16 protein-coding genes are annotated in these 19,042 nt (G+C 54.9%); 10 read left to right on the top strand and 6 right to left on the bottom strand.

What is annotated here, in order from left to right; all coding sequences use genetic code 11:
* Positions 1–160 precede the first annotated feature (160 nt).
* Both BJF95_RS06785 and ubiA read left to right on the top strand, forming a co-directional pair.
* A complete protein-coding gene (locus BJF95_RS06785; RefSeq protein ID WP_075638677.1) occupies positions 161–1,417 on the top strand; it encodes a cyclopropane fatty acid synthase in 1,257 nt (418 codons plus the stop codon).
* Between the two features lie 48 nt (positions 1,418–1,465).
* On the top strand, positions 1,466–2,419 hold the full coding sequence (gene ubiA, locus BJF95_RS06780) for a 4-hydroxybenzoate octaprenyltransferase (RefSeq protein ID WP_075638907.1): 954 nt from the start codon (positions 1,466–1,468) through the stop codon (positions 2,417–2,419).
* Positions 2,420–2,486: 67 nt separating this feature from the next.
* Here ubiA and BJF95_RS06775 read toward each other — a convergent pair whose 3' ends face one another.
* Positions 2,487–3,053 (bottom strand): DUF6101 family protein, encoded by a 567-nt coding sequence (locus tag BJF95_RS06775; RefSeq protein WP_075638906.1) that lies wholly within the window; start codon positions 3,051–3,053, stop codon positions 2,487–2,489.
* A gap of 449 nt (positions 3,054–3,502) precedes the next feature.
* Here BJF95_RS06775 and BJF95_RS06770 point away from each other — a divergent pair, with 449 nt between their 5' ends.
* The 4 genes from BJF95_RS06770 (at position 3,503) to modC (ending at position 8,407) form a co-directional block, all read left to right on the top strand.
* Positions 3,503–5,692, top strand: a complete 2,190-nt coding sequence (locus BJF95_RS06770; protein WP_075638676.1) for a DUF1217 domain-containing protein — start codon at positions 3,503–3,505, stop codon at positions 5,690–5,692.
* 151 nt (positions 5,693–5,843) lie between these two features.
* The gene (gene modA / locus BJF95_RS06765; RefSeq protein WP_075638905.1) at positions 5,844–6,614 is read left to right on the top strand and encodes a molybdate ABC transporter substrate-binding protein; all 771 of its coding nucleotides are present in this window, start codon (positions 5,844–5,846) and stop codon (positions 6,612–6,614) included.
* Between the two features lie 6 nt (positions 6,615–6,620).
* Positions 6,621–7,313 (top strand): molybdate ABC transporter permease subunit, encoded by a 693-nt coding sequence (gene modB, locus BJF95_RS06760; RefSeq protein WP_075638675.1) that lies wholly within the window; start codon positions 6,621–6,623, stop codon positions 7,311–7,313.
* Entirely contained in the window at positions 7,313–8,407 is a 1,095-nt protein-coding gene (gene modC, locus BJF95_RS06755; protein WP_175577215.1) for a molybdenum ABC transporter ATP-binding protein, read from the top strand. The genes modB and modC overlap by 1 nt, the downstream gene beginning before the upstream one ends.
* On the opposite strand, the gene BJF95_RS06750 is transcribed toward modC, so the two are convergent.
* Genes BJF95_RS06750 through BJF95_RS06740 form a run of 3 tightly spaced genes read right to left on the bottom strand, consistent with a single transcriptional unit; the run spans position 8,385 to position 11,192 of the window.
* Entirely contained in the window at positions 8,385–8,759 is a 375-nt protein-coding gene (locus BJF95_RS06750; RefSeq protein ID WP_075638673.1) for a winged helix-turn-helix domain-containing protein, read from the bottom strand. The two genes, modC and BJF95_RS06750, sit on opposite strands and share 23 nt — an antisense overlap.
* A complete protein-coding gene (locus BJF95_RS06745) occupies positions 8,759–10,201 on the bottom strand; it encodes an FAD-binding oxidoreductase (RefSeq protein ID WP_425348677.1) in 1,443 nt (480 codons plus the stop codon). The genes BJF95_RS06750 and BJF95_RS06745 overlap by 1 nt, the downstream gene beginning before the upstream one ends.
* Positions 10,202–10,217: 16 nt before the next feature.
* On the bottom strand, positions 10,218–11,192 hold the full coding sequence (locus BJF95_RS06740; RefSeq protein ID WP_075638672.1) for an L-threonylcarbamoyladenylate synthase: 975 nt from the start codon (positions 11,190–11,192) through the stop codon (positions 10,218–10,220).
* A 204-nt stretch (positions 11,193–11,396) separates the two neighbouring features.
* On the opposite strand from BJF95_RS06740, the gene BJF95_RS06735 reads away from it, so the two are divergent.
* Both BJF95_RS06735 and BJF95_RS06730 read left to right on the top strand, forming a co-directional pair.
* Complete coding sequence (locus BJF95_RS06735; protein WP_075638671.1) at positions 11,397–12,467, top strand: GGDEF domain-containing protein; 1,071 nt, start codon at positions 11,397–11,399, stop codon at positions 12,465–12,467.
* A gap of 713 nt (positions 12,468–13,180) precedes the next feature.
* Entirely contained in the window at positions 13,181–15,016 is a 1,836-nt protein-coding gene (locus tag BJF95_RS06730) for a methyl-accepting chemotaxis protein (protein ID WP_075638670.1), read from the top strand.
* 165 nt (positions 15,017–15,181) lie between these two features.
* On the opposite strand, the gene BJF95_RS06725 is transcribed toward BJF95_RS06730, so the two are convergent.
* Positions 15,182–15,748 carry a TetR/AcrR family transcriptional regulator gene (locus BJF95_RS06725; RefSeq protein WP_075638669.1) on the bottom strand — a complete coding sequence of 189 codons (567 nt, stop codon included), beginning with the start codon at positions 15,746–15,748 and terminating at the stop codon, positions 15,182–15,184.
* Positions 15,749–15,750: 2 nt separating this feature from the next.
* Positions 15,751–16,215: a nuclear transport factor 2 family protein gene (locus BJF95_RS06720; protein WP_075638668.1), complete on the bottom strand. Its 465-nt coding sequence runs from the start codon at positions 16,213–16,215 to the stop codon at positions 15,751–15,753.
* Positions 16,216–16,682: 467 nt separating this feature from the next.
* On the opposite strand from BJF95_RS06720, the gene BJF95_RS06715 reads away from it, so the two are divergent.
* Together BJF95_RS06715 and BJF95_RS06710 are read left to right on the top strand one after the other, a co-directional pair.
* Positions 16,683–17,927: an aromatic ring-hydroxylating oxygenase subunit alpha gene (locus BJF95_RS06715; RefSeq protein WP_075638903.1), complete on the top strand. Its 1,245-nt coding sequence runs from the start codon at positions 16,683–16,685 to the stop codon at positions 17,925–17,927.
* Between the two features lie 17 nt (positions 17,928–17,944).
* Positions 17,945–19,027 carry an FAD-binding oxidoreductase gene (locus BJF95_RS06710; RefSeq protein WP_075638667.1) on the top strand — a complete coding sequence of 361 codons (1,083 nt, stop codon included), beginning with the start codon at positions 17,945–17,947 and terminating at the stop codon, positions 19,025–19,027.
* Positions 19,028–19,042 lie beyond the last annotated feature (15 nt).

Raw genomic sequence — 19,042 nt, 5'->3', positions numbered from 1 at the left:
TGGCTCGGAGCGTTTCCGTGTTTCATGGAAAGGCGGAAACGCTCTCATTCTTCGCTTTTACGCATTTCTTCACGGAAAATCGGTCTTCACGGAAAACCGGTCTCCACTTTTCCTAGAAATGCTCTAGCAAAGTGCAAATCGTCATTTTCTGGGGGTGCTTATGGTATCATCTCTTCGTGGCATGTTGCGTAAAATCATTCGAAAAGGGTCTTTAACGATCACCGGCGCCGATGGCCAAAGTGAAACCTTTGGTGATGGCTCCGGCCTTCCTCTCTCCATGCGGTTTCTGGATGCCGAGGCCGAAATTGAAATCTACCGCGATGCCCAGTTGAAGCTGGGCGAGGTTTATATGCAAGGCCGGTTGGTGTTTGATGCCGGCAATATCTACGATCTTCTGGCGCTGATCCGCTCCAACACGCTGGTTGCTGATCTCACCCTTCCCATGCTGTGGCGGGGCCTGTTGCGCATTGCCGAGGCCAAGCTGAAAGGGTTTTTGCCGGTCAATCACAACAAGCGCAATGTCGCCCATCATTATGATCTCAGCGCAAAGCTGTTTGATCTGTTTCTGGATGAGGATTGGCAATATTCCTGCGCCTATTTCAACCCGCCCGGCATTTCGCTGGATGAAGCGCAACTGGCCAAGAAGCGCCATATTGCCGCAAAATTAATGCCGGAGCCGGGACAAAAGGTGCTGGAAATCGGTTCCGGCTGGGGTGGCATGGCCATGTATCTGGCTGAGACCTGCGATGTGGATGTTAGCGGTATCACGCTCAGTGAAGAGCAACTGAAAGTGTCGCGCGCGCGGGCGCAAAAGCGCGGCCTTGCCGATAAAGTCCGGTTTGAGCTGCAAGACTACCGCACCATGAAGGCGAAGCCCTTTGATCGCATCGTGTCGGTGGGCATGTTCGAGCATGTTGGCCCCAACAATTATCGCAGGTTTTTCAAAAAAGCCGCCAATCTGCTGCATGATGATGGGGTGATGCTGCTTCATTCCATCGGTCAGCCTTATCCGCCGCTCTATAACAACCCGTTCTTTGAGAAATATATCTTTCCCGGTGGTTACATTCCCTCGCTTGCCGAGGTGCTGCCAGCGATCGAGAAGAGCGGCCTGCTGGTGGCCGATTGTGAAATTCTGCCCATGCATTATGGCCATACGCTGCGCCATTGGCGCGAGCGGTTTATGGCAAGAAAAGAAGAGGCAGCAGCCCTGTATGACGAAGATTTTGTGCGCATGTGGGAGTTTTATCTGGCCGGATCAGAAATGGCGTTCACGCACGAGGATTTCTTCATCTTTCAGCTGCAAATCACCAAAAAGCGCATGAGCGTGCCCAACAATCGCGATTATATCGCGCCGAGAGAAGAGGCATTAAAGCTGCGCGAGGCAGAGCGGCCGCCGCTGGAGAAGGTGATTTTCTGATCCAAGATGGCAGTTTTCTTCCCCCGTGATTTGGTTTATCACGGGGGTATGAGCACAGCCCAAGACCAATCCGCCCGCGTTTATGACGCGCCATCCAACAATTGGGTCTATCGCCTTTTGCCAAAGGCGATCTGGCCCTATGCACAATTGGCCCGCTGGGACCGCCCGATTGGCTGGGAATTGCTGATGTGGCCCTGTTTCTGGTCATCGGCACTGGCGGCCAATTATTTGGCTGAGGCGGGGGCCTTGCCCGTTCGGGTGTTTATCACCCATCTTCTGCTGTTTTTTATCGGCTCTGTTGCCATGCGCGGGGCGGGCTGCACCTATAACGATCTGGTGGACCACAAAATTGATATGGCGGTGGCCCGCACACGCTCGCGTCCCTTGCCGTCCGGGCGGGTGACACGGCTTCAGGCCAAGATTTTCATTGTCTTGCAAGCCTTGGTCGGGGCGGCGGTGTTGTTTTGCTTTAACTGGTTCTCAGTCGTGCTCGGCATTGTGTCGCTGGTCATTGTGGTGATCTATCCCTTTGCCAAACGCTTCACCGATTGGCCGCAGTTTTTCTTAGGGCTGGCCTTTTCCTGGGGTGGCTTAATGGGCTGGGCTGGCTTGACCGGCTCGCTCTCGGTGGCGGCTGTGCTGGTTTACATTGCCGCCATCGTCTGGACGATTGGCTATGACACCATTTACGCTCACCAGGACAAAGAGGATGACGCTCTGATTGGTGTGCGCTCGACCGCGCGCTTGTTTGCTGACGACACCAAAATCTGGCTCGGCGGCTTTTATAGCGTCATGGGCGTGTTGCTGGCTGTGGCTTTTGGGCTCGCAGGGGCTGGTTTTCCGGCCTACCTCGGTCTTTTGGCAGCACTGGTGCTGCTGGCCTATCAGATTATCGTGCTGGATATTGACAACCCAACCCAATGCCTCGCGCTGTTCAAGCTGAACGGCAAGGTTGGTTTGCTGCTGTTTGCAGGCCTTGTGCTGGCCATTCCCTTTGCGTGAAAATGAAACATGGCCCACCATGTCGGGCGGGCCATGTTGATCATTTTGAAATATGTCGCAGTCCGCGTTAACGGCGGGCGATGATTTCCTTGCCCGAAATTTTCATCACGACGCCCAGCGAACCTGTGGTTCTGCGCACCAGAAAGCGCGGGCGGCGCTCAGCGAAATTGGAATGGCGGCGGCGTTGTTTTGGCACGCTGGCGCGGATTTCGCCCAAATGCTCCTCCAGCGGGCGGGCCACGCCATCGGCTTCGACCATCAGCATGGGGATGCGGAATTTTTCAGCCCAAAGGCGCCAATCGGCGGCGATATCACACAGATCATGGGCAACCAGCAATGGAATGCACAGATCAGCATCTTCGTGGTATAGCTCCAGCGTGACCGTGACTTCGCCATTGCCATGATCAATGGCCCGCGCTGCAACACCTTTGAATGCCCGGGCGGGGAGGGCAAACGACAAAGGCAAACCACTTGATGGCAGGACCTTGCGCAACACCGCGCCGCGCTCATCCAGTGTAATCGAGACATTGCCGGAAGCATCACGCAACGCATAAGAAACATGTTGCGGCAAGCGAGACGGCTCTAACCGAAACGTTGCTCCGGCCCATACGGGCTTCATAACCGTGTTTGTCATCATACTACCCTTGTTTTACCTGAGAGCCGCTGTGGACTCTTCTTATCGGGACTTTGCGTCCTCTGAGGCTCAAGATAGCGGCAGCCCCTTCCTGACCACTTAAAAATTGCGGTTAAGAAAACTTTGCTGCTTCAGATGGTTATCGAAATGCAATCAGTGAGGGTTTCTCAAAGGTGAACGGCATTCATCGAATTTTCAGGCACGTGTTAACAGAATCCTTCTAAATGAGAGTCTATAGTCATAGTTGCTGCCGATGATTGGCAGCCGTTGCTTTTCTCCTCGCGAAAGCCAGGGGCAAGGCCCATGAACCATGATGGGTTGCCCAAAGAGTGTCACGTTTCCATTGCCTGTGCAGGTATGGGAAAGGCACCAAAGATTTTGAGAATGGTGGTGTGCTTGTGCATCAGGGTTGATGCGCCACACGGTCGGGAAATCGAGGAAAGACGGTCATGGTCTCCACTTATATCAGTTATGATATTATCAATCGCGATATGAAGTCGAGCCTGAAGCGCGTTGCTCAGGAAAGTCAGGTGAGCCGCGATACCCAATATTACAATGATAATATTGGGAAAATAAAGACCGTTGACGATTTCATGGCCAATGACCGTCTTTATCAATATACGATGAAGGCCCATGGCCTAGAAGACATGATTTACGCCAAAGCCTTCATGAAAAAAGTGCTTGAGAGCGATCTGTCTGACGAGAACAGCTATGCCAACAAGCTGGCCGATGACCGCTATCGCAACTTCGCAGCCTCGTTCAATTTCTCGGCAGAAACCGCCGATATGCAGACCGGCAAGCAGGAAGAGGACGTTATTGGCCTCTACAAGCAATCATTGGTGACAGAAGGTGATGATGCCAAGACAGAGGTGAACTATTACGACTCGATGATCGATCAGGTCACCAATGTGGATGACCTGTTGCGAAACAGTCGTTTGACCACATTTGTTTTGAAGTCCTATGGCCTGGACACCAAATATTACTCGGCGGACCATTTGAAAAAGGTTCTGACCAGTGATGTCAACGATCCCGCGAGCTATGTGAACACGCTGACCACCAACAAGTCGGACTATCTGTCGATGGCCAAGGCCTTTGGCTTCAACACCGACGGAACGTTGAAAAATGCCACCGCCCAGACAGTTGACCAGAAGACGGCGATGGAAGATCAATATCTGGATGTGGTGCCAAGCACCGAGACCGCCTTCAAGGCCGAGCGCGAAACCGCCTATTATAAAAGCAAAATAGCCACCATTACGCAGGCCTCTGAAATCACGGCTGATTCGCGTTTGTTTTCCTATGTGAAGACGGCTTTGGGTCTCAACACGAATATGTTGAAATCGACCTTTGAAAACATCGTCACCAGCGACCTTTCGGATCCAAACAGCTACGCCAACACGCAAGGCGACGGCACGGGTGGCAATTATTCAAAAATTGCCGCCATGTTCAATTTTGACACGAGCGGCAATGCAACGGCGGGCAATGCCCAGAATTCCGCCCAGCTGAACCAGACCACAGCGCAATATATGACCCGTTATGACGATGCCGATCAGGACAGTCTGACGGCATTGACGACCTATTATTCGACACAAATGAAGTCGATTGCCAATGTGGATGATCTTCTGGCCAATCAGAAGGTTTATGGCATGTTGACCAAGGCCTACGGCATCGAATCTGACGAGTTCAGCAAGGCGACTTTGAAAAAAGTTCTGACCAGCGATATGAACGACAAGAACAGCTACGCCAATCAGACGCGCGACAAGCGGCTGATCAGCCTGGCCACTGCGTTCAACTTCAAGCCGGATGGCACGCCCGACGTGCCGCTTCTGGCCCAATCCGAGCGGACGATTACCGCGATTGCCAAGGATTATATCGTTCAGAAAACCCGTTTTCTAAGCGGCACAGAGCAGACGGATGCCAAGACCAAGGCGACAGCCGATGCGAAATATTATCAGGATAATATCGTCAAGATTTCCTCGCTGGATGATTTTCTGAAAGACAGGAAGCTGGTTGATTTCACCCTGACGGCAAAGGGGCTGGACCCGACAAAGGTCGATAGCGACATGCTCAAGAAGCTATTCTCATCGGATTTGACGGATCCCAAGAGTTTTGCCAACACGCAGACGGATGAGCGCTATGCTGAATTTGTAGCGTCTTTCAATTTCGGAACCGATGGCAAGATCAACAAGGCGAATGCACAAGGCATTCAAAACCGGGGTGAGATTGTCAACACCAACAATCTCTTCCTGCATCAAACCATGGAAACCGAACAGGGTGACGACAATCCCGGTGTGCGCCTGGCACTGTATTGGCAGCGGATGACGCCGACCATTACCTCGGCCTATGACATTTTGGGCGATAGCGCACTTCTGGAAGTGTTTCGCACGGCCTTCAGTATGCCGAAAGAAATGAGCAATATGGCGATTGAGCAGCAGGCCAAGATTGTCGAAAGCAAGCTGAATCTGAAGGATCTCAATGATCCGGACAAGGTGAAGAAGTTCATTTCGCGCTTCACGGCCATGTATGACCTCGATAATGGCACGGGCGGCTCTTCCGCCAATGCGGCGCTGGCGATTCTGGGCGGCTCTTCCGCCTCCACCGGTATCAGTTCGTCGCTGCTGGAGGCTCTGAATAGCCGCTAAACAAAAGGCCAAGGCAAGCGCGTAATCGCTGCTTGCCTTGTTTTTGATCCATCGATATATCTCAAGGAATATATCGATGGATTGAGGACAGAATATGGTGGTTGGGTTTGGTATGTTCAGGCGGTGCAACGCCATTGTCGTTGCAGCTTTTATGGTGCTTGCACCGGTTTTTGTCCCAGTCTTGGCCCCAGTCTTGGCAAAGTCGGCTTTTGCCGCCGATAGCCTCACGGTTTTTGCAGCGGCCAGCTTGAAGGAAACATTGGGGCAGATTGCCGATGACTGGACAAAAGACACTGGCAAGCCAGTGAAACTATCTTTTGCCGCCAGCTCTGCGCTTGCCAAGCAGATTGATGAGGGCGCACCCGCTGATGTGTTTATCTCGGCGGATTTGAACTGGATGGACCATTTGCAAAAGGGTGGGCAATTGGTTGATGACAGCCGCGTCAATCTTTTGGGTAACCGTATTGTGCTGGTGGAAGCCGCAAATGCCGCAGCCACAACTCAAATCAAGCCGGATTTTGATCTGGCGGGTCTTTTAGGCACGGGCAGGCTTGCCATGGGCAATGTTGCATCCGTGCCGGCAGGCATTTACGGCAAGGCGGCCTTGACCAGCCTTGGCGTGTGGGACAGCGTGAAGGACAAGATCGCGCAGGCCGACAATGTCCGCGCCGCCTTGCTGTTGGTGTCGCGTCAGGAAGCGCCGTTTGGCATTGTCTATGAAACCGATGCCAAGGTTGATCCGGGCGTGAAAATTGTCGATCGTTTTCCCGAAAGCAGCCACCCCGCGATTATCTATCCGGCAGCAGTGGTCAAGACCTCGAAAAACCCCGATGCCAAGGCCTTCCTTGACTATTTGCAATCGAAAAAAGCGGCGCAGATTTTTAATCAGGCAGGCTTTACCGTGCTGGGTAAAACGCAATAAGCAGGCATGATGGATCTTTCAGCCGACGACATCACTGCCATTCTCTTAAGTCTCAAGGTGGCCAGCACGGCTGTTGCTGTGTCACTGCCGTTTGGCGTGGTGGTGGCCTGGCTTTTGGCGCGCAAACGGTTTTGGGGGCGCACCGTGCTGGATGGCGTGGTGCATCTGCCCTTGATCTTGCCGCCGGTGGTTACGGGCTATGCGCTGCTGCTGACCTTTGGCCGAAGGGGCGTGCTGGGTGGCGTTCTCGATCAATGGTTCGGGCTGGTGTTTTCCTTTCGCTGGACCGGGGCAGCCCTTGCGGCAGGTATCATGGGCTTTCCGCTGATGGTGCGCTCAATCCGCATGGCCATTGAGGGCGTCGATACCAAGCTGGAAACCGCTGCCAGCACCTTGGGGGCCTCCTCTGTCATGGTGTTTTTCACCGTCACCCTGCCGCTGATTTTGCCCGGCATTGCCGCCGGTACCGTGCTGGCTTTTGCCAAGGCCATGGGTGAATTTGGCGCAACCATCACCTTTGTCTCCAACATTCCCGGCGAAACTCAAACCCTGTCGGCGGCAATCTACACTTACACGCAAGTGCCGGGGGGCGATGCGGCGGCCCTGCGCTTGACCCTGGTGTCGGTGGCGCTGTCCATGGCAGCGCTGATTGCGTCGGAAGTGCTGTCGCGGCGGCTGACATCCAGATTGGCGGCGTGATGCTGGAAATCGATATTGACCACCATCAGGGCGGCTTTAACCTCATTGCTGATCTCGCTTTAGGGCAGGGGCTGACGGCCTTGTTCGGGCCATCGGGTTCGGGCAAAACCACGTTGATCAACGCCGTTGCGGGCCTGATCCAGCCCGATAAGGGGCGCATTTGTTTTGATGGCACGCTGTGGAGTGATGCCAGCACCGGCCAGTTTTTACCAACCCACAAGCGTCGCATTGGCTATGTGTTTCAAGAGCCACGGCTGTTTCCGCATCTGAGCGTGAAGGCCAATCTGCTCTACGGCCAGTATTTTACCCCCAGGCGCGAGCGGCGTGAAAATCTCGCCTCTGTCGCGGAGCTTTTGGGCCTTGAGGGCCTTTTGGCGCGCGCGCCCAACCGTTTGTCGGGCGGTGAAAAGCAGCGGGTGGCGATTGGTCGCGCCTTGATGACCAGCCCGAAACTGCTGTTGATGGATGAGCCGCTGTCGGCGCTGGACAACGGGCTGAAAGCGCAGATCCTGCCCTATATCGAGCGTATCCGTGATGAGGCAGGGGTGCCGATTCTTTACGTTAGCCACGCCGTGGAGGAAGTGACCCGCCTTGCCACCCGCGTGGTGATGATGGAGGCCGGAAAGGCTATTGCGATTGAGGGCGATGATGGCGGCCTTCTGTCTTTGCCGCGCATGGAAGAAAGCCGCTCCGGCACATTCCTTGCAGCCCGCATTATCGGCCATGAGGCAGAAGAAGGGCTAACCATTGCCACCTGTGCCGCAGGCACGCTCTATCTGAAATATGCTGATTTACCTGTTGGCACCGATATTCGCTTGTTTATTCCGGTCAGCGATATTGTGCTGGCAACGGGTGCGCTTGATGGTGTCTCCACCCTCAACCGGCTGGGCGGCGTGGTAAAATGGGTTGCCGATATCGGCAAGACAGTGCTGGTCAAGGTCGATTGCTCGGGCCAATTCGTCGAGGCCGAAATTACCCAGCGCTCCCGCTACACGCTCAATCTTGAACCGGGTAAGCCGGTGTCAGTGCTGTTCAAGGCGGTGTCGGTGGAGGCGGGCGGGGTTTATCGCCTCACTCAGGCGCATCCGTTGTGATCCTGTTTGCCGCCATAGCTTCCAGCCAGACCAGATCATCTTCAAGCACCTGTCTCGCCTTTGCGTCCATGGCTTCAGCGCGGGCCAGCAACGCCTCACCAAACGGTGTCAGATAGGCCCCGCCACCGCTTTTGCCGCCGTGGCGGGTGGCAATGGACGGCTGCTTGAACATGCGGTTGACTTCGTCGCCCAAAAGCCAGGCCCGGCGATAGGACATGCCAATGGTGGCCCCTGCGGCGCGGATTGAACCATGCTCGCTGATCAGCCTTAAAAGCTGCACCTTGCCGGGGCCAAGGCGGGTGCCATTGGCCAGATCCAGCCGGAAAATGGCTTTGGGCGGCGCATCCGCCATCAGCTGGACACCATTTTTCCGGGATTCATGATGTTTGCCGGGTCAAACGCGCGTTTGATGCGCAGCATCAACTCGGTTTCAATGGCTGGCCGGGTTTGCGCCAGCTCATCGCGCTTGAGTTGGCCAACGCCATGCTCGGCCGAGATCGAACCACCATGGGCTCGGACAATATCGTGCACCACTGTGTTGATCTCGCGCCAGCGGCCAATAAATTCGGCCTTGTCGGCCCCCACCGGCTGGCTGATGTTGTAGTGAATATTGCCATCGCCCAAATGACCAAAGGCGCACACCCGCGCGCCGGGCATGGCGGCCAGCACGGCGGCTTCGGCTTCTTTCATGAAGGTCGGAATACTGGCAATCGGCACCGACACGTCATGCTTGATCGAGCCACCTTCGGGCTTTTGTGCTTCCGACATGCTTTCGCGCATGTGCCAGATGGCCTTTTGCTGGGCAACCGAGCTTGCCACCACCGCATTCTCAATCAATCCGGCATCATAGCCCTGTTCCAGCACCGTTTGCATCATGGCACCGGCTGTATCTGCCGAATCCGAGGTGGAAATATCAATCAGCACATACCAGTCATGGCGGGTGGTCAGCGGATCGCGGACATTGTCGATGTGGCGGGTGGTGAAATCCACGCCAATCCGTGGCATCAGCTCAAAGCCGGTCAGCGATGTGCCGCAGATGGCACCTGCCTTTTCAAACAAAGCCAAGGCTTCCTCTGGCGATTTCAGCCCGACAAAACCCACTTCATGGCCGAGCGGCTTGGGGTAGAGTTTCAGCACCGCGCCGGTGATCACCCCAAGCGTGCCCTCGGCACCAATAAACAGATCGCGCAGGTCATAGCCGCTGTTGTCTTTTTTCAGGCGGCGCAGGCCATCCCAGATCTCGCCGGTGGGCAATACCACTTCCAGCCCAAGGCAAAGCTGGCGCATATTGCCATAGACCAGCACCGCCGTGCCACCTGCATTGCTGGAAAGATTGCCACCAATCTGACAGGAGCCTTGCGAGCCAAGCGAGAGAGGAAATAGCCGGTTCACGGCATCGGCCGCTTTGTGAATGTCATCCAGAACGCAGCCTGCATCGGCAACGATGACGTTGCCGAGCGGATCAACCTCGCGAATTTTATTGAGCCGCGTCAGCGACAAAACAACGTCCTGGCTGCCCTCGCGCGGCACTTGCCCACCCACATGCCCGGTGCGGCCACCCGCAGGCACAATGGCGGTGCCGGTCTTAGACGCCAGCGCCATGATTTTCGATACTTCCTCTGTTGATCCGGGCTTGAGCACCAAGGGAGATGCACCATGATAAAGGCCGCGATTTTCGGTGAGATAAGGCTCGATATCGGCGGCGTCGGTCAGCGCATGGGCTGCGCCAACAATGGCAATGAAACGATCGCGAAGGGTGACATCGAAAGAAGGATGGGCTGACATATCGTTCATAATATCATCTCTACCGTTATGATCTGGGCGCTGCGGCCCGCTCCAGCCTGTCGTTAATGGCCTCACCCAGGCCATGGTTGGGAATGGCGGTAAAGGCAATGCGCACCGCCCCGCACGCATCGGCTTGCTTCATGGCGCTAAACAGATTGCTTGCCGCTTCCACCACATCGCCGCTGGCACTGAGATTGATCACCAGCCTGGCCTTTTCAAGCCCTTTGGGGTGCACATCACCAAAGGTGATCACCGCTTCATCGTCAAATATCTCAGCGGCATTGAGCCGCACCGCCGCATCGGGGGCATAGTGCGAGGCCAACATGCCGGGAGCTTCAATAATTGCCCCGGCTTTTTCCGCTCTGATCACTGAGAGGCCAGTGGCTGCCTCAATTTCCTCGACCGATAAACCGCCGGGACGCAAAAGCCGAATGGTGCCGTTTTCCACCTTCAAAATGGTTGATTCCACCCCGACGCCAGCCGAGCCAGCATCCAGAATAAGCGGAATTTTATCACCCAGATCGCCTTCCACATGGTCGGCACTGGTAGGACTGATCCGGCCGGATGTGTTGGCGCTGGGGGCGGCCAGCGGCCGATCAAAGGCGGCAATCAGATCAGCGGTAAAACCACGCGGCACCCGCACGCCCACCGTCTCCAGACCTGCGCTGGCCAGCGGATGAATGCCACAATCGGCTTTCAGTGGCATAATCAAGGTGAGCGGTCCGGGCCAGAAGGCTTCTGCCAATTGGCGCGAGAGCTGATCAAAGGTGGCATAGCGCTCTGCCATGGCCAGATTGGCCATATGGCAGATCAGCGGGTTGAAACGCGGGCGGCCCTTGGTTTCATAAATGCGGGTGATGGCGCGGGGGTTGGTGGCATCGGCTGCCAGTCCATAAACAGTTTCGGTTGGCACCGCGATAGCTTCACCCGCTTGCAAAAGGGGAACGGCCACTGAAATAGCCGCTTGCGGAGCGGTGCCGATGGAGATGCGCTGTGCCATAATTGCCTGCTAAATGTTGGTCTTTGCTGCATACTCCCCCTTTGGAGCGCGGCAAAGACATTTATGACGAAAATTTTGCGCTCAAGGTTGTATTTTATAGGATGTTCGTTAATCCATAAAACTTTATATATCGATGTAACCTAAAGAAAGAACTGTGGTGTTACAGTTCAAATCAACACATAATGTAACTGGGGATCTCACCCGATGCAGCCTATGAAAAACCCGGCGTCCAGCATTGCGCTTCGCGTGGCAACAGCCATGCATCAAATGGGCATCGAGGGTCTGCCGCGTAATTACGAGCTGGTTTACGAGGCTTATTCGGGCAGCAATCCGGAACTGGTGCGCGAATTTATTGCGCTGGGCAAGGTCAAAACCCAGGAAGCGCTGGATGTGCTGGGCCGCAAGTATCTGCCCCATCACCATGAAGATGGCCTGCTGGCGCGCCAAAACAATATTGTGCGTGCCGAGATGAGCAGCTTTATCAATCTGCTCAATCAGGAAAAAAACTCCCTCACAGATTATGGCCGCCTGATTGGCGATGCCACAAAGGGTATGTTGAGCGAACATGATCTGGGCAACCCCGAGCTTAGCCGCTCTATTCAGGCGCTGAAGGCTGCAACAGACCAGCGTGTTGCCGAAAACAGCAATGTCGTCAAAACCGTGGTGGAAAAGACCGAGCAATTGGCCGATGTGCAGCGCGAAGCCGATCAGGTGGCGCAGGCCAAGTTCATTGATCCCTTGACCGGCATGGGTAGCAGGCGCGCCTTCAACAAGGCTTTGGCCAATATCTACGGCAATCCGGATCTGCCAATTTTGTGCGGCTTGGCGGTGGGCGAAATCGACGATTTTGCCAAATTGTCGGACCATCTTGGCCCCACCGTGACCGAGCGCTTCATCAAGCAGATCGCCAAGGTGGTCAAAGCCCTGGCGGGCAAGGATGATCTGGCGTGTCGCTTTGATGGCAGCCGCTTTGGCCTGCTGTTTTACACCTCCGACAAGGACGAGATCAACCGTATCGTCAATTCCGTGCGCGCCAAGCTCAGAGCCACCGCCGTGGTCAATGCGGGCTCCAACGGTTCGCTTGGCCCGCTCACTATGTCTTTTGGCATTTGCCTCTCAGAGCAAGCCCCGAATGCTTTTGACCTGATGACCTATTCTGAGCGCGCGCTCAGCGCCTCGAAATCCTCTGGCGGTGATACCGTGACCATGTATGGCGCGACCGAGAACAAATATGTGCCGAAGGATTGGCTGATTTATAAGCCAACTGTGGTGTGAGTTTCGCGCTAACAGCTGATATTGCGGCACGGCGCTGATCTGACAGATCGCGCCGTGGTTTCAGGTTTGGTTCAGATCCGACAACCGGCTCCCAAGTTTCGGCCGGTGCTCCAGGTTTTTCTGTAAGCTGCTGTGACTTGCATCGGCGCGCGTCTTCAAGAGACGATATCTCTTCAAAAATACTGCTTTTGATTGTGTTGTTTTAATGGATGCTTAAGTAGTTGCATTCAATACTTGGTTGCTGCAATTGTGTTGCAACACTCTTTGCGCTCATTGAATTTGATTGACCCGCTTGATGATTGAGTGGGGCATTGTGTTGTCGCGCTGAAATGATGTTCAGCACCAAACCCGAACGCCAAGACCCAAACGCCAAGTTCGGAACGCAGCGAAGAGGGTGGTACGCCTATTGTAGCGATCTGCTGTGAGGGCTTTTGCATAATTTATTAAATCGGGTGCGATTTAAAGAATTATGCAGCAAATTAAACGTGTTACAGCACCATACGATAAAACGCATGGCGCGGTAATGGCCCACCGATCTCCGCCCGCATCCCGGTGTAACGATCCAGACAGAGGCATTCGCCGAGTCTGGGCAAATCGCTGCAATGTCTTGTCTTGGTGCCTTCCAAATTGCGTGTCTCGTGGGTGCGTGTGCAACCGAGGCAAGCCTCTTTCATCATGGCTGCGGCGTAAAATGCGCCGCGTAGGGGGATTCTATGTCGCTTCTATCTAATCTTACCATTGCCAAAAAAATCTACATTGCGTCAGGTCTCGGCATTGCAATGGTCATGGGTCTGGTTGCAAATCAGCACCTGGCGGAAAGCACAATCAAGGTGGCGCAAGATGTGGTAGTGCGCGAGCAGACGATTTTATCGGGAATTGCTGCGAGTGAAAAAGCTTTCATGGAAATGAAAAACGGCGTGCGCAATATCATGCTGGCGCCGACTGTAAAAGAAATCGATGATACGTATAATTTGGTCAACAAGGCCGCCACAGATGGCCAGGCCGCACTCAATGAGCCGATCCGCATCGCGTTAAACCCGGAGCCATTGGCCGCAATCCACGCAGCATTGGCGGAATATGCAGCAGTTTCTGTCAAGCTCAAAGACTATGTGAAAGATCAGCGCACAAAGCAAACAATCGATCTGGTGGAACTGGCAGCGCAGCGCGATAAGTACACACGCCCTGTTACGGGCAAGTTGAACACATCAATTCAAAACTCTTTGGCGGCGACCCGTAAATTGACCGAGGAAGCCCACGCATCGCTCAAGATTATAGAATCACGCGCAGCGATGATCACCGGTTTTATTGAAGCTTTGATTGTGTTGATTCTGATGTTGACCACCTTTGTGCTGCGCAGCAGCGTTGTGCGTCCGCTGACATTGCTGACAGACGCCATGAACCGCCTCTCCACAGGCGATACGACCGTTGATACGGCTTTGGGGCCGCGCCGCGACGAAATTGGTAAAATGTGTGAGGCTGTTGAGGTTTTCCGAAAGGATGCCGTGGCCAAGCGCCAATTGGAGGCAGACGCAGAAAACAACCGCCTGCGTCTGGAAGAAGATCGTTTGCAGGCTCAGGCCAAAGCCGAAGCAGATGCGCAAGCGCGCTTGAAAATCGCAACATCAGGCCTTGCCGCAGGTTTGAAACGTCTTGCCGATGGTGACCTCACGGTTGAACTGCGCGAAGCGTTTTCGCAAGAGTTTGAGAGCCTGCGCCATGATTTCAACCAATCTGTGCGCACGCTGGGCCAGACCATGAGCGCCATTTTGGCCTCGGTGACCCATATCAACAATGGTTCGGTGGAAATTGCCTCTGGCGCTGGCGATCTGGCCAAGCGCACAGAACAGCAGGCGGCGTCACTGGAGGAAACCTCGGCAGCGCTGGACCAGATCACGGTCAATGTTGCCAATTCGTCCAAGCGCACGCAGGAAGCCAGAACCGTGGTGATTGAGGCCAACAAGGCCGCACGCCAATCCGGTGAGGTGGTCGCAAGCGCCGTGGATGCCATGCAACGGATTGAGGCCTCATCCAGCCAGATCTCCAATATCATTGGCGTGATTGACGAGATTGCCTTCCAGACCAACCTCTTGGCTCTGAATGCTGGCGTTGAAGCGGCCCGTGCCGGTGAAGCAGGCAAGGGCTTTGCCGTGGTGGCTCAGGAAGTGCGCGAACTGGCCCAAAGGTCAGCGCAAGCCGCAAAGGAAATCAAGGATCTGATCCGCAATTCCTCGACCGAAGTCGGCAATGGCGTTCGGCTTGTCAGCGATACGGGCGCGGTTCTCAAAACCATCGAGGATTACGTCGCAACCGCCAACAGCCACATGGATGCCATCGCCACCTCGGCGCAGGAACAATCCGTTGGCCTGAGCCAGGTCAACAGCGCCGTCAACCACATGGACCAGATGACCCAACAAAACGCCGCCATGGTCGAAGAAACCACCGCCGCCAGCGCATCCCTTGCAGGCGAAGTGGATAAGCTGCGGCAATTGCTGGGACAGTTCCAGATTGGCCGGGGTGCCGGGGATCGCGCTATGTCCTATGCGGCGTGAGGTGGGGATAGGGTTAAAACGCCGGGTGTTGTTTTAGACTGATTATATTTCCAATGTGACAATCAACTTGCGCATTCAAGGCCAATCGATCCGATGTTATCTGACCGATTGGCCTTGTGTAATTTTGTCGCTAACCTTGCTGCACTGTGAAACGTCGCAGCTTGGCTATATTCGTCTTTCCAAAAGTCGTCGCCGCAGCTGATCGATGGCGCGTTGAAACACGGCAGGATCGTCTAGCGCTCGCGACAGCACGATTGCGCCTTGTATTGAGAGCACAGCGTCTTCCGAGAGGATGCGTGCCAGACTATCATTCTGGCCCTGCCGAATGAGCGCTGATTGCAAAGCATCTACCCAGCTTGCGAAATATCCTTGAATGGCTTGCGAGAAGCGGTCTCTCGTGTTGCCGACGGCAAGGGCACCGACGAGACACACACGTTGGCCGGATTTGAAGTAATCCATGACGGCATCCAGCATTGCATCGATCGCTGCATTGGCATCGCTCCCGTTCCTCAGGGGCGCGTATACAGCATCCTCGAACCATTGCTCAATTTCGGCGAGCACAGCTCGCACCATCTCTTCTTTGCCTTCTGGGAAAAAGTGGTAGAGGCTGCCCTTGCCGAGGCCGGTTGCCTTGCCGATCAGGGCAAGGCTTGCACCTTCATAGCCGTATTCACGAAACACTTCAGCCAATGGAGCTATAGCGTCGGATCTTTCGGCGATCACGCGGGCCATGATTAGAGACCCAAATCGCTGAGGCTGGGATGGTCATCTGGCCTACGACCGAGCGGCCAGTGGAACAGGCGGTCGCTTTCAGAGATCGGCATTTCATTGATGCTTGCGTGCCTATGCGCCATCAGACCGTCCTCATTGAATTCCCAGTTTTCATTTCCGTAAGCACGATACCAGCGATTGCCATCATCGCGATATTCATACGCATAGCGGACAGCGATGCGGTTATCCGTGAAGGCCCAAAGTTCCTTGATGAGACGGTATTCATGCTCCTTGTTCCATTTGCGTGTTAGAAATGCCTGTGCCTCGTCACGCGTGGTGCAGAACTCCACGCGGTTACGCCAACGCGTATCGAGTGTGTAGGCTTGAGCGACCTTGGCAGCATCTCGCGTATTCCAGCCGTCTTCGGCCAAACGAACCTTCTCGATTGCACTTTCACGGCTGAATGGTGGCAGTGGGGGGCGTGACATGGTATGTCCTTTTCTGATTTTGTACCAATTGGTAATGTCTTTACTGATTGGTACAATGCTTCTCCACCTTATATCTGTCAAGTGGAAATTTCCCGCTCGCGTACTCAAATTCAGTTGCCAGCGCCCAGGCGTCTTTTGACCCGGCAGGTCAAACACCAGTCTTTCCCGCCTTGCCCGGACCTATCGATATGGCCTTGCAATGGCCGCAATGGGCCGAATGCTGAAATCACCCCATGTCGCAATCCATATCTGCGATGTCGTAGGCCAAGCGGGCGTGTGTCGCCTGCTTGTGGCTAGATAGGACAAAGCTCACATAGCCTTAAAAACATTGGTTCTGATCCGCTTGATGGTTTAGAATAGTCGCAGGCTTTGGGGGATGGATATGAGGCAAAGGTCGCGCTGTGCGGATCAAAGGTAGGGGCACCTTCCTTTCGATGCTCCCGCGCCAGTTGGAAAACGAGGGTATCATGGATCTTCACAGCACCGTTCTGCGTCAGCTGAAAAATCGCCGCGATGGTTATAGTCTGGAGCAGCCGTTTTATATCGATAAAGACTATTTCAAGCTCGATATGGAATTGATCTGGTATCGCGATTGGCTGTTTATGGGCCATGATTGCGAAATCCCCAAGGCTGGCAATTATTTCACCGTACAGGTGGGTGATTATCCGGTGGTGGTGGTGCGTGGCCGTGATGGTCTCATTCGCGCCTTCCACAACACCTGTCGCCACCGTGGCCACCGGGTTTGCACGCAAGAGCGTGGTGCATCGGCAAAGCTGGTCTGTCCCTACCATCAGTGGACCTATGATCTGGATGGATCTTTGGTGTTTGCCCGCCAGATGGGCGAGGATTTTGACAAGTCCCAGCATGGCATGAAGCCCGTGGCCTGTGAAAGCGTTGGCGGTTACATCTTCATCTGTCTGGCCGATCAACCTTTGGATTTTGCACCCGTGCGCGCCACCATCGAGCCTTTCATGCTGCCGCATCATTTGAAAGATGCCAAGATTGCCCATCGCAACACGATTATTGAAAAGGGCAATTGGAAGCTGGTCTGGGAAAACAACCGCGAGTGCTACCATTGCGCTGGCAACCATCCCGAACTGTGCCGCACCTATCCCGAGGCACCGAGCGCAACGGGCGTGCAAGGTGCGGGCGATGATCCGGTGATTACTGAACATTGGCAGCGCTGCGAAGCGGCAGGCCTGCCCAGCACATTCACCATGCATGAAAGCGGCCAGTTCCGTGTGGCGCGTATGCCGCTCATTCAGGATGCCGAGAGCTACACCATGGATGGCAAGCGGGCGGTGAAGCGGCCTTTGTCCGATGATGTGAAAATTTCGCATATCGGCACCATGCTGCTGTTCCATTATCCAACAACCTGGAACCACATCCTCGGCGATCACGCCATTTCCTTCCGCGTGCTGCCCATCAGTGCCGAGGAAACCGCCGTGACCACCACCTGGCTGGTGCACAAGGATGCCGTGGAAGGCGTCGATTACAATCTGCATGACCTGACCCATGTGTGGAACATGACCAATGATCAGGACCGCTCGATTGTCGAAGAAAATGCCTTTGGCATTCGCTCGCCTGCCTATGAGCCTGGTCCGTATTCGCCAGATCATGAAGGCGGCGTGATGCAGTTTGTGGAATGGTACGCAAACTTCATGACGGATCGTTTGCAGGGTGATAAAGCCCCGCTTTCTGTAGTGGCATAAGGGATTGTTGGCAGACCATGGCGATTGAGAAGTCTTACAAACACGTCGATGAAATGCGCCCGTGGTCTGACCGCACCCACCTGCTGGAATGTGTGGCCTGGACACCGGAAGCCCCGGATGTGATGACCTTCACGTTTAAGCCGGATCACCCGGAACATTGGTTTCGCTATCTGCCCGGCCAGTTTGTAACACTGGAATTGCCGGTGGGGCCGGAGCCGGTGCTGCGAACCTACACGCTGTCGTCCAGCCCATCGCGACCCTACACGGTGGCGGTGACGGTCAAGGCGCAGAAAGACAGTATCGGCACTCGCTGGATGTTTGAAAATCTCAAACCCGGCATGAAAATCAAGGCCATTGGCCCGCTGGGCGATTTCTCTTACGTCAAACATCCCGGCGACAAATATCTGTTCATCTCGGCAGGCTCAGGCATTACGCCGATGATGTCGATGACCCGCGATATGGCCGACCGCCAGCCCGATAGCGACATCGCCTTCATTCACTGCGCCCGCTCGCCGGATGATATTATCTTCCGCTGGGAGCTGGAATATAAGGCGCGCTATCTGCCGTTTTTCCAGCTAGGCTTTATTGTCGAGCAATTGCAGCGCTCACAGCTGTGGTCGGGCCTGCGAGGCTTTATCGATAAGGCCAAGATTGGTCTTTTGGCCCCGGATTTTCTCGACCGCACCGTGTTTTGCTGCGGGCCTGAGCCGTTTATGGCCACCGTGCGCGAATCCCTGGCCGGTGCCGGATTTGATATGAGCCGCTATCATGAGGAAACATTCCAGCCAGTGGCCCCTGCGCTGCCGGTTGTGGTGGCGGACCCGTCTGGCGAGGTCAAGACCAACACGATTTCTTTCACCATGGCCGGAAAAGAAGCCCAGTGCGAGCCGGGCTTTACCGTGTTGCAGGCCGCCCGCTCTGTCGGCGTGCGCATTGGTGCCGCTTGTGAATCCGGTCTGTGCGGCACCTGCCGGGTGATGAAAATCTCCGGCGAGGTCGAAATGGCCCACAATGGCGGCATTCTCGATGATGAAATCGAGGAAGGCTATATTCTGGCCTGCTGCTCACGCCCGATTGGCGATGTTGAGATCGAGGCCTGATCATCAGCCGTTTAT

The organism is Rhizobium oryziradicis (assembly GCF_001939045.1).
Taxonomy (GTDB): Bacteria; Pseudomonadota; Alphaproteobacteria; order Rhizobiales; family Rhizobiaceae; genus Allorhizobium; species Allorhizobium oryziradicis.
The sequence above is the reverse complement of the archived record's forward strand: the minus strand, read 5'-3'. Positions and strand labels throughout refer to the sequence as shown.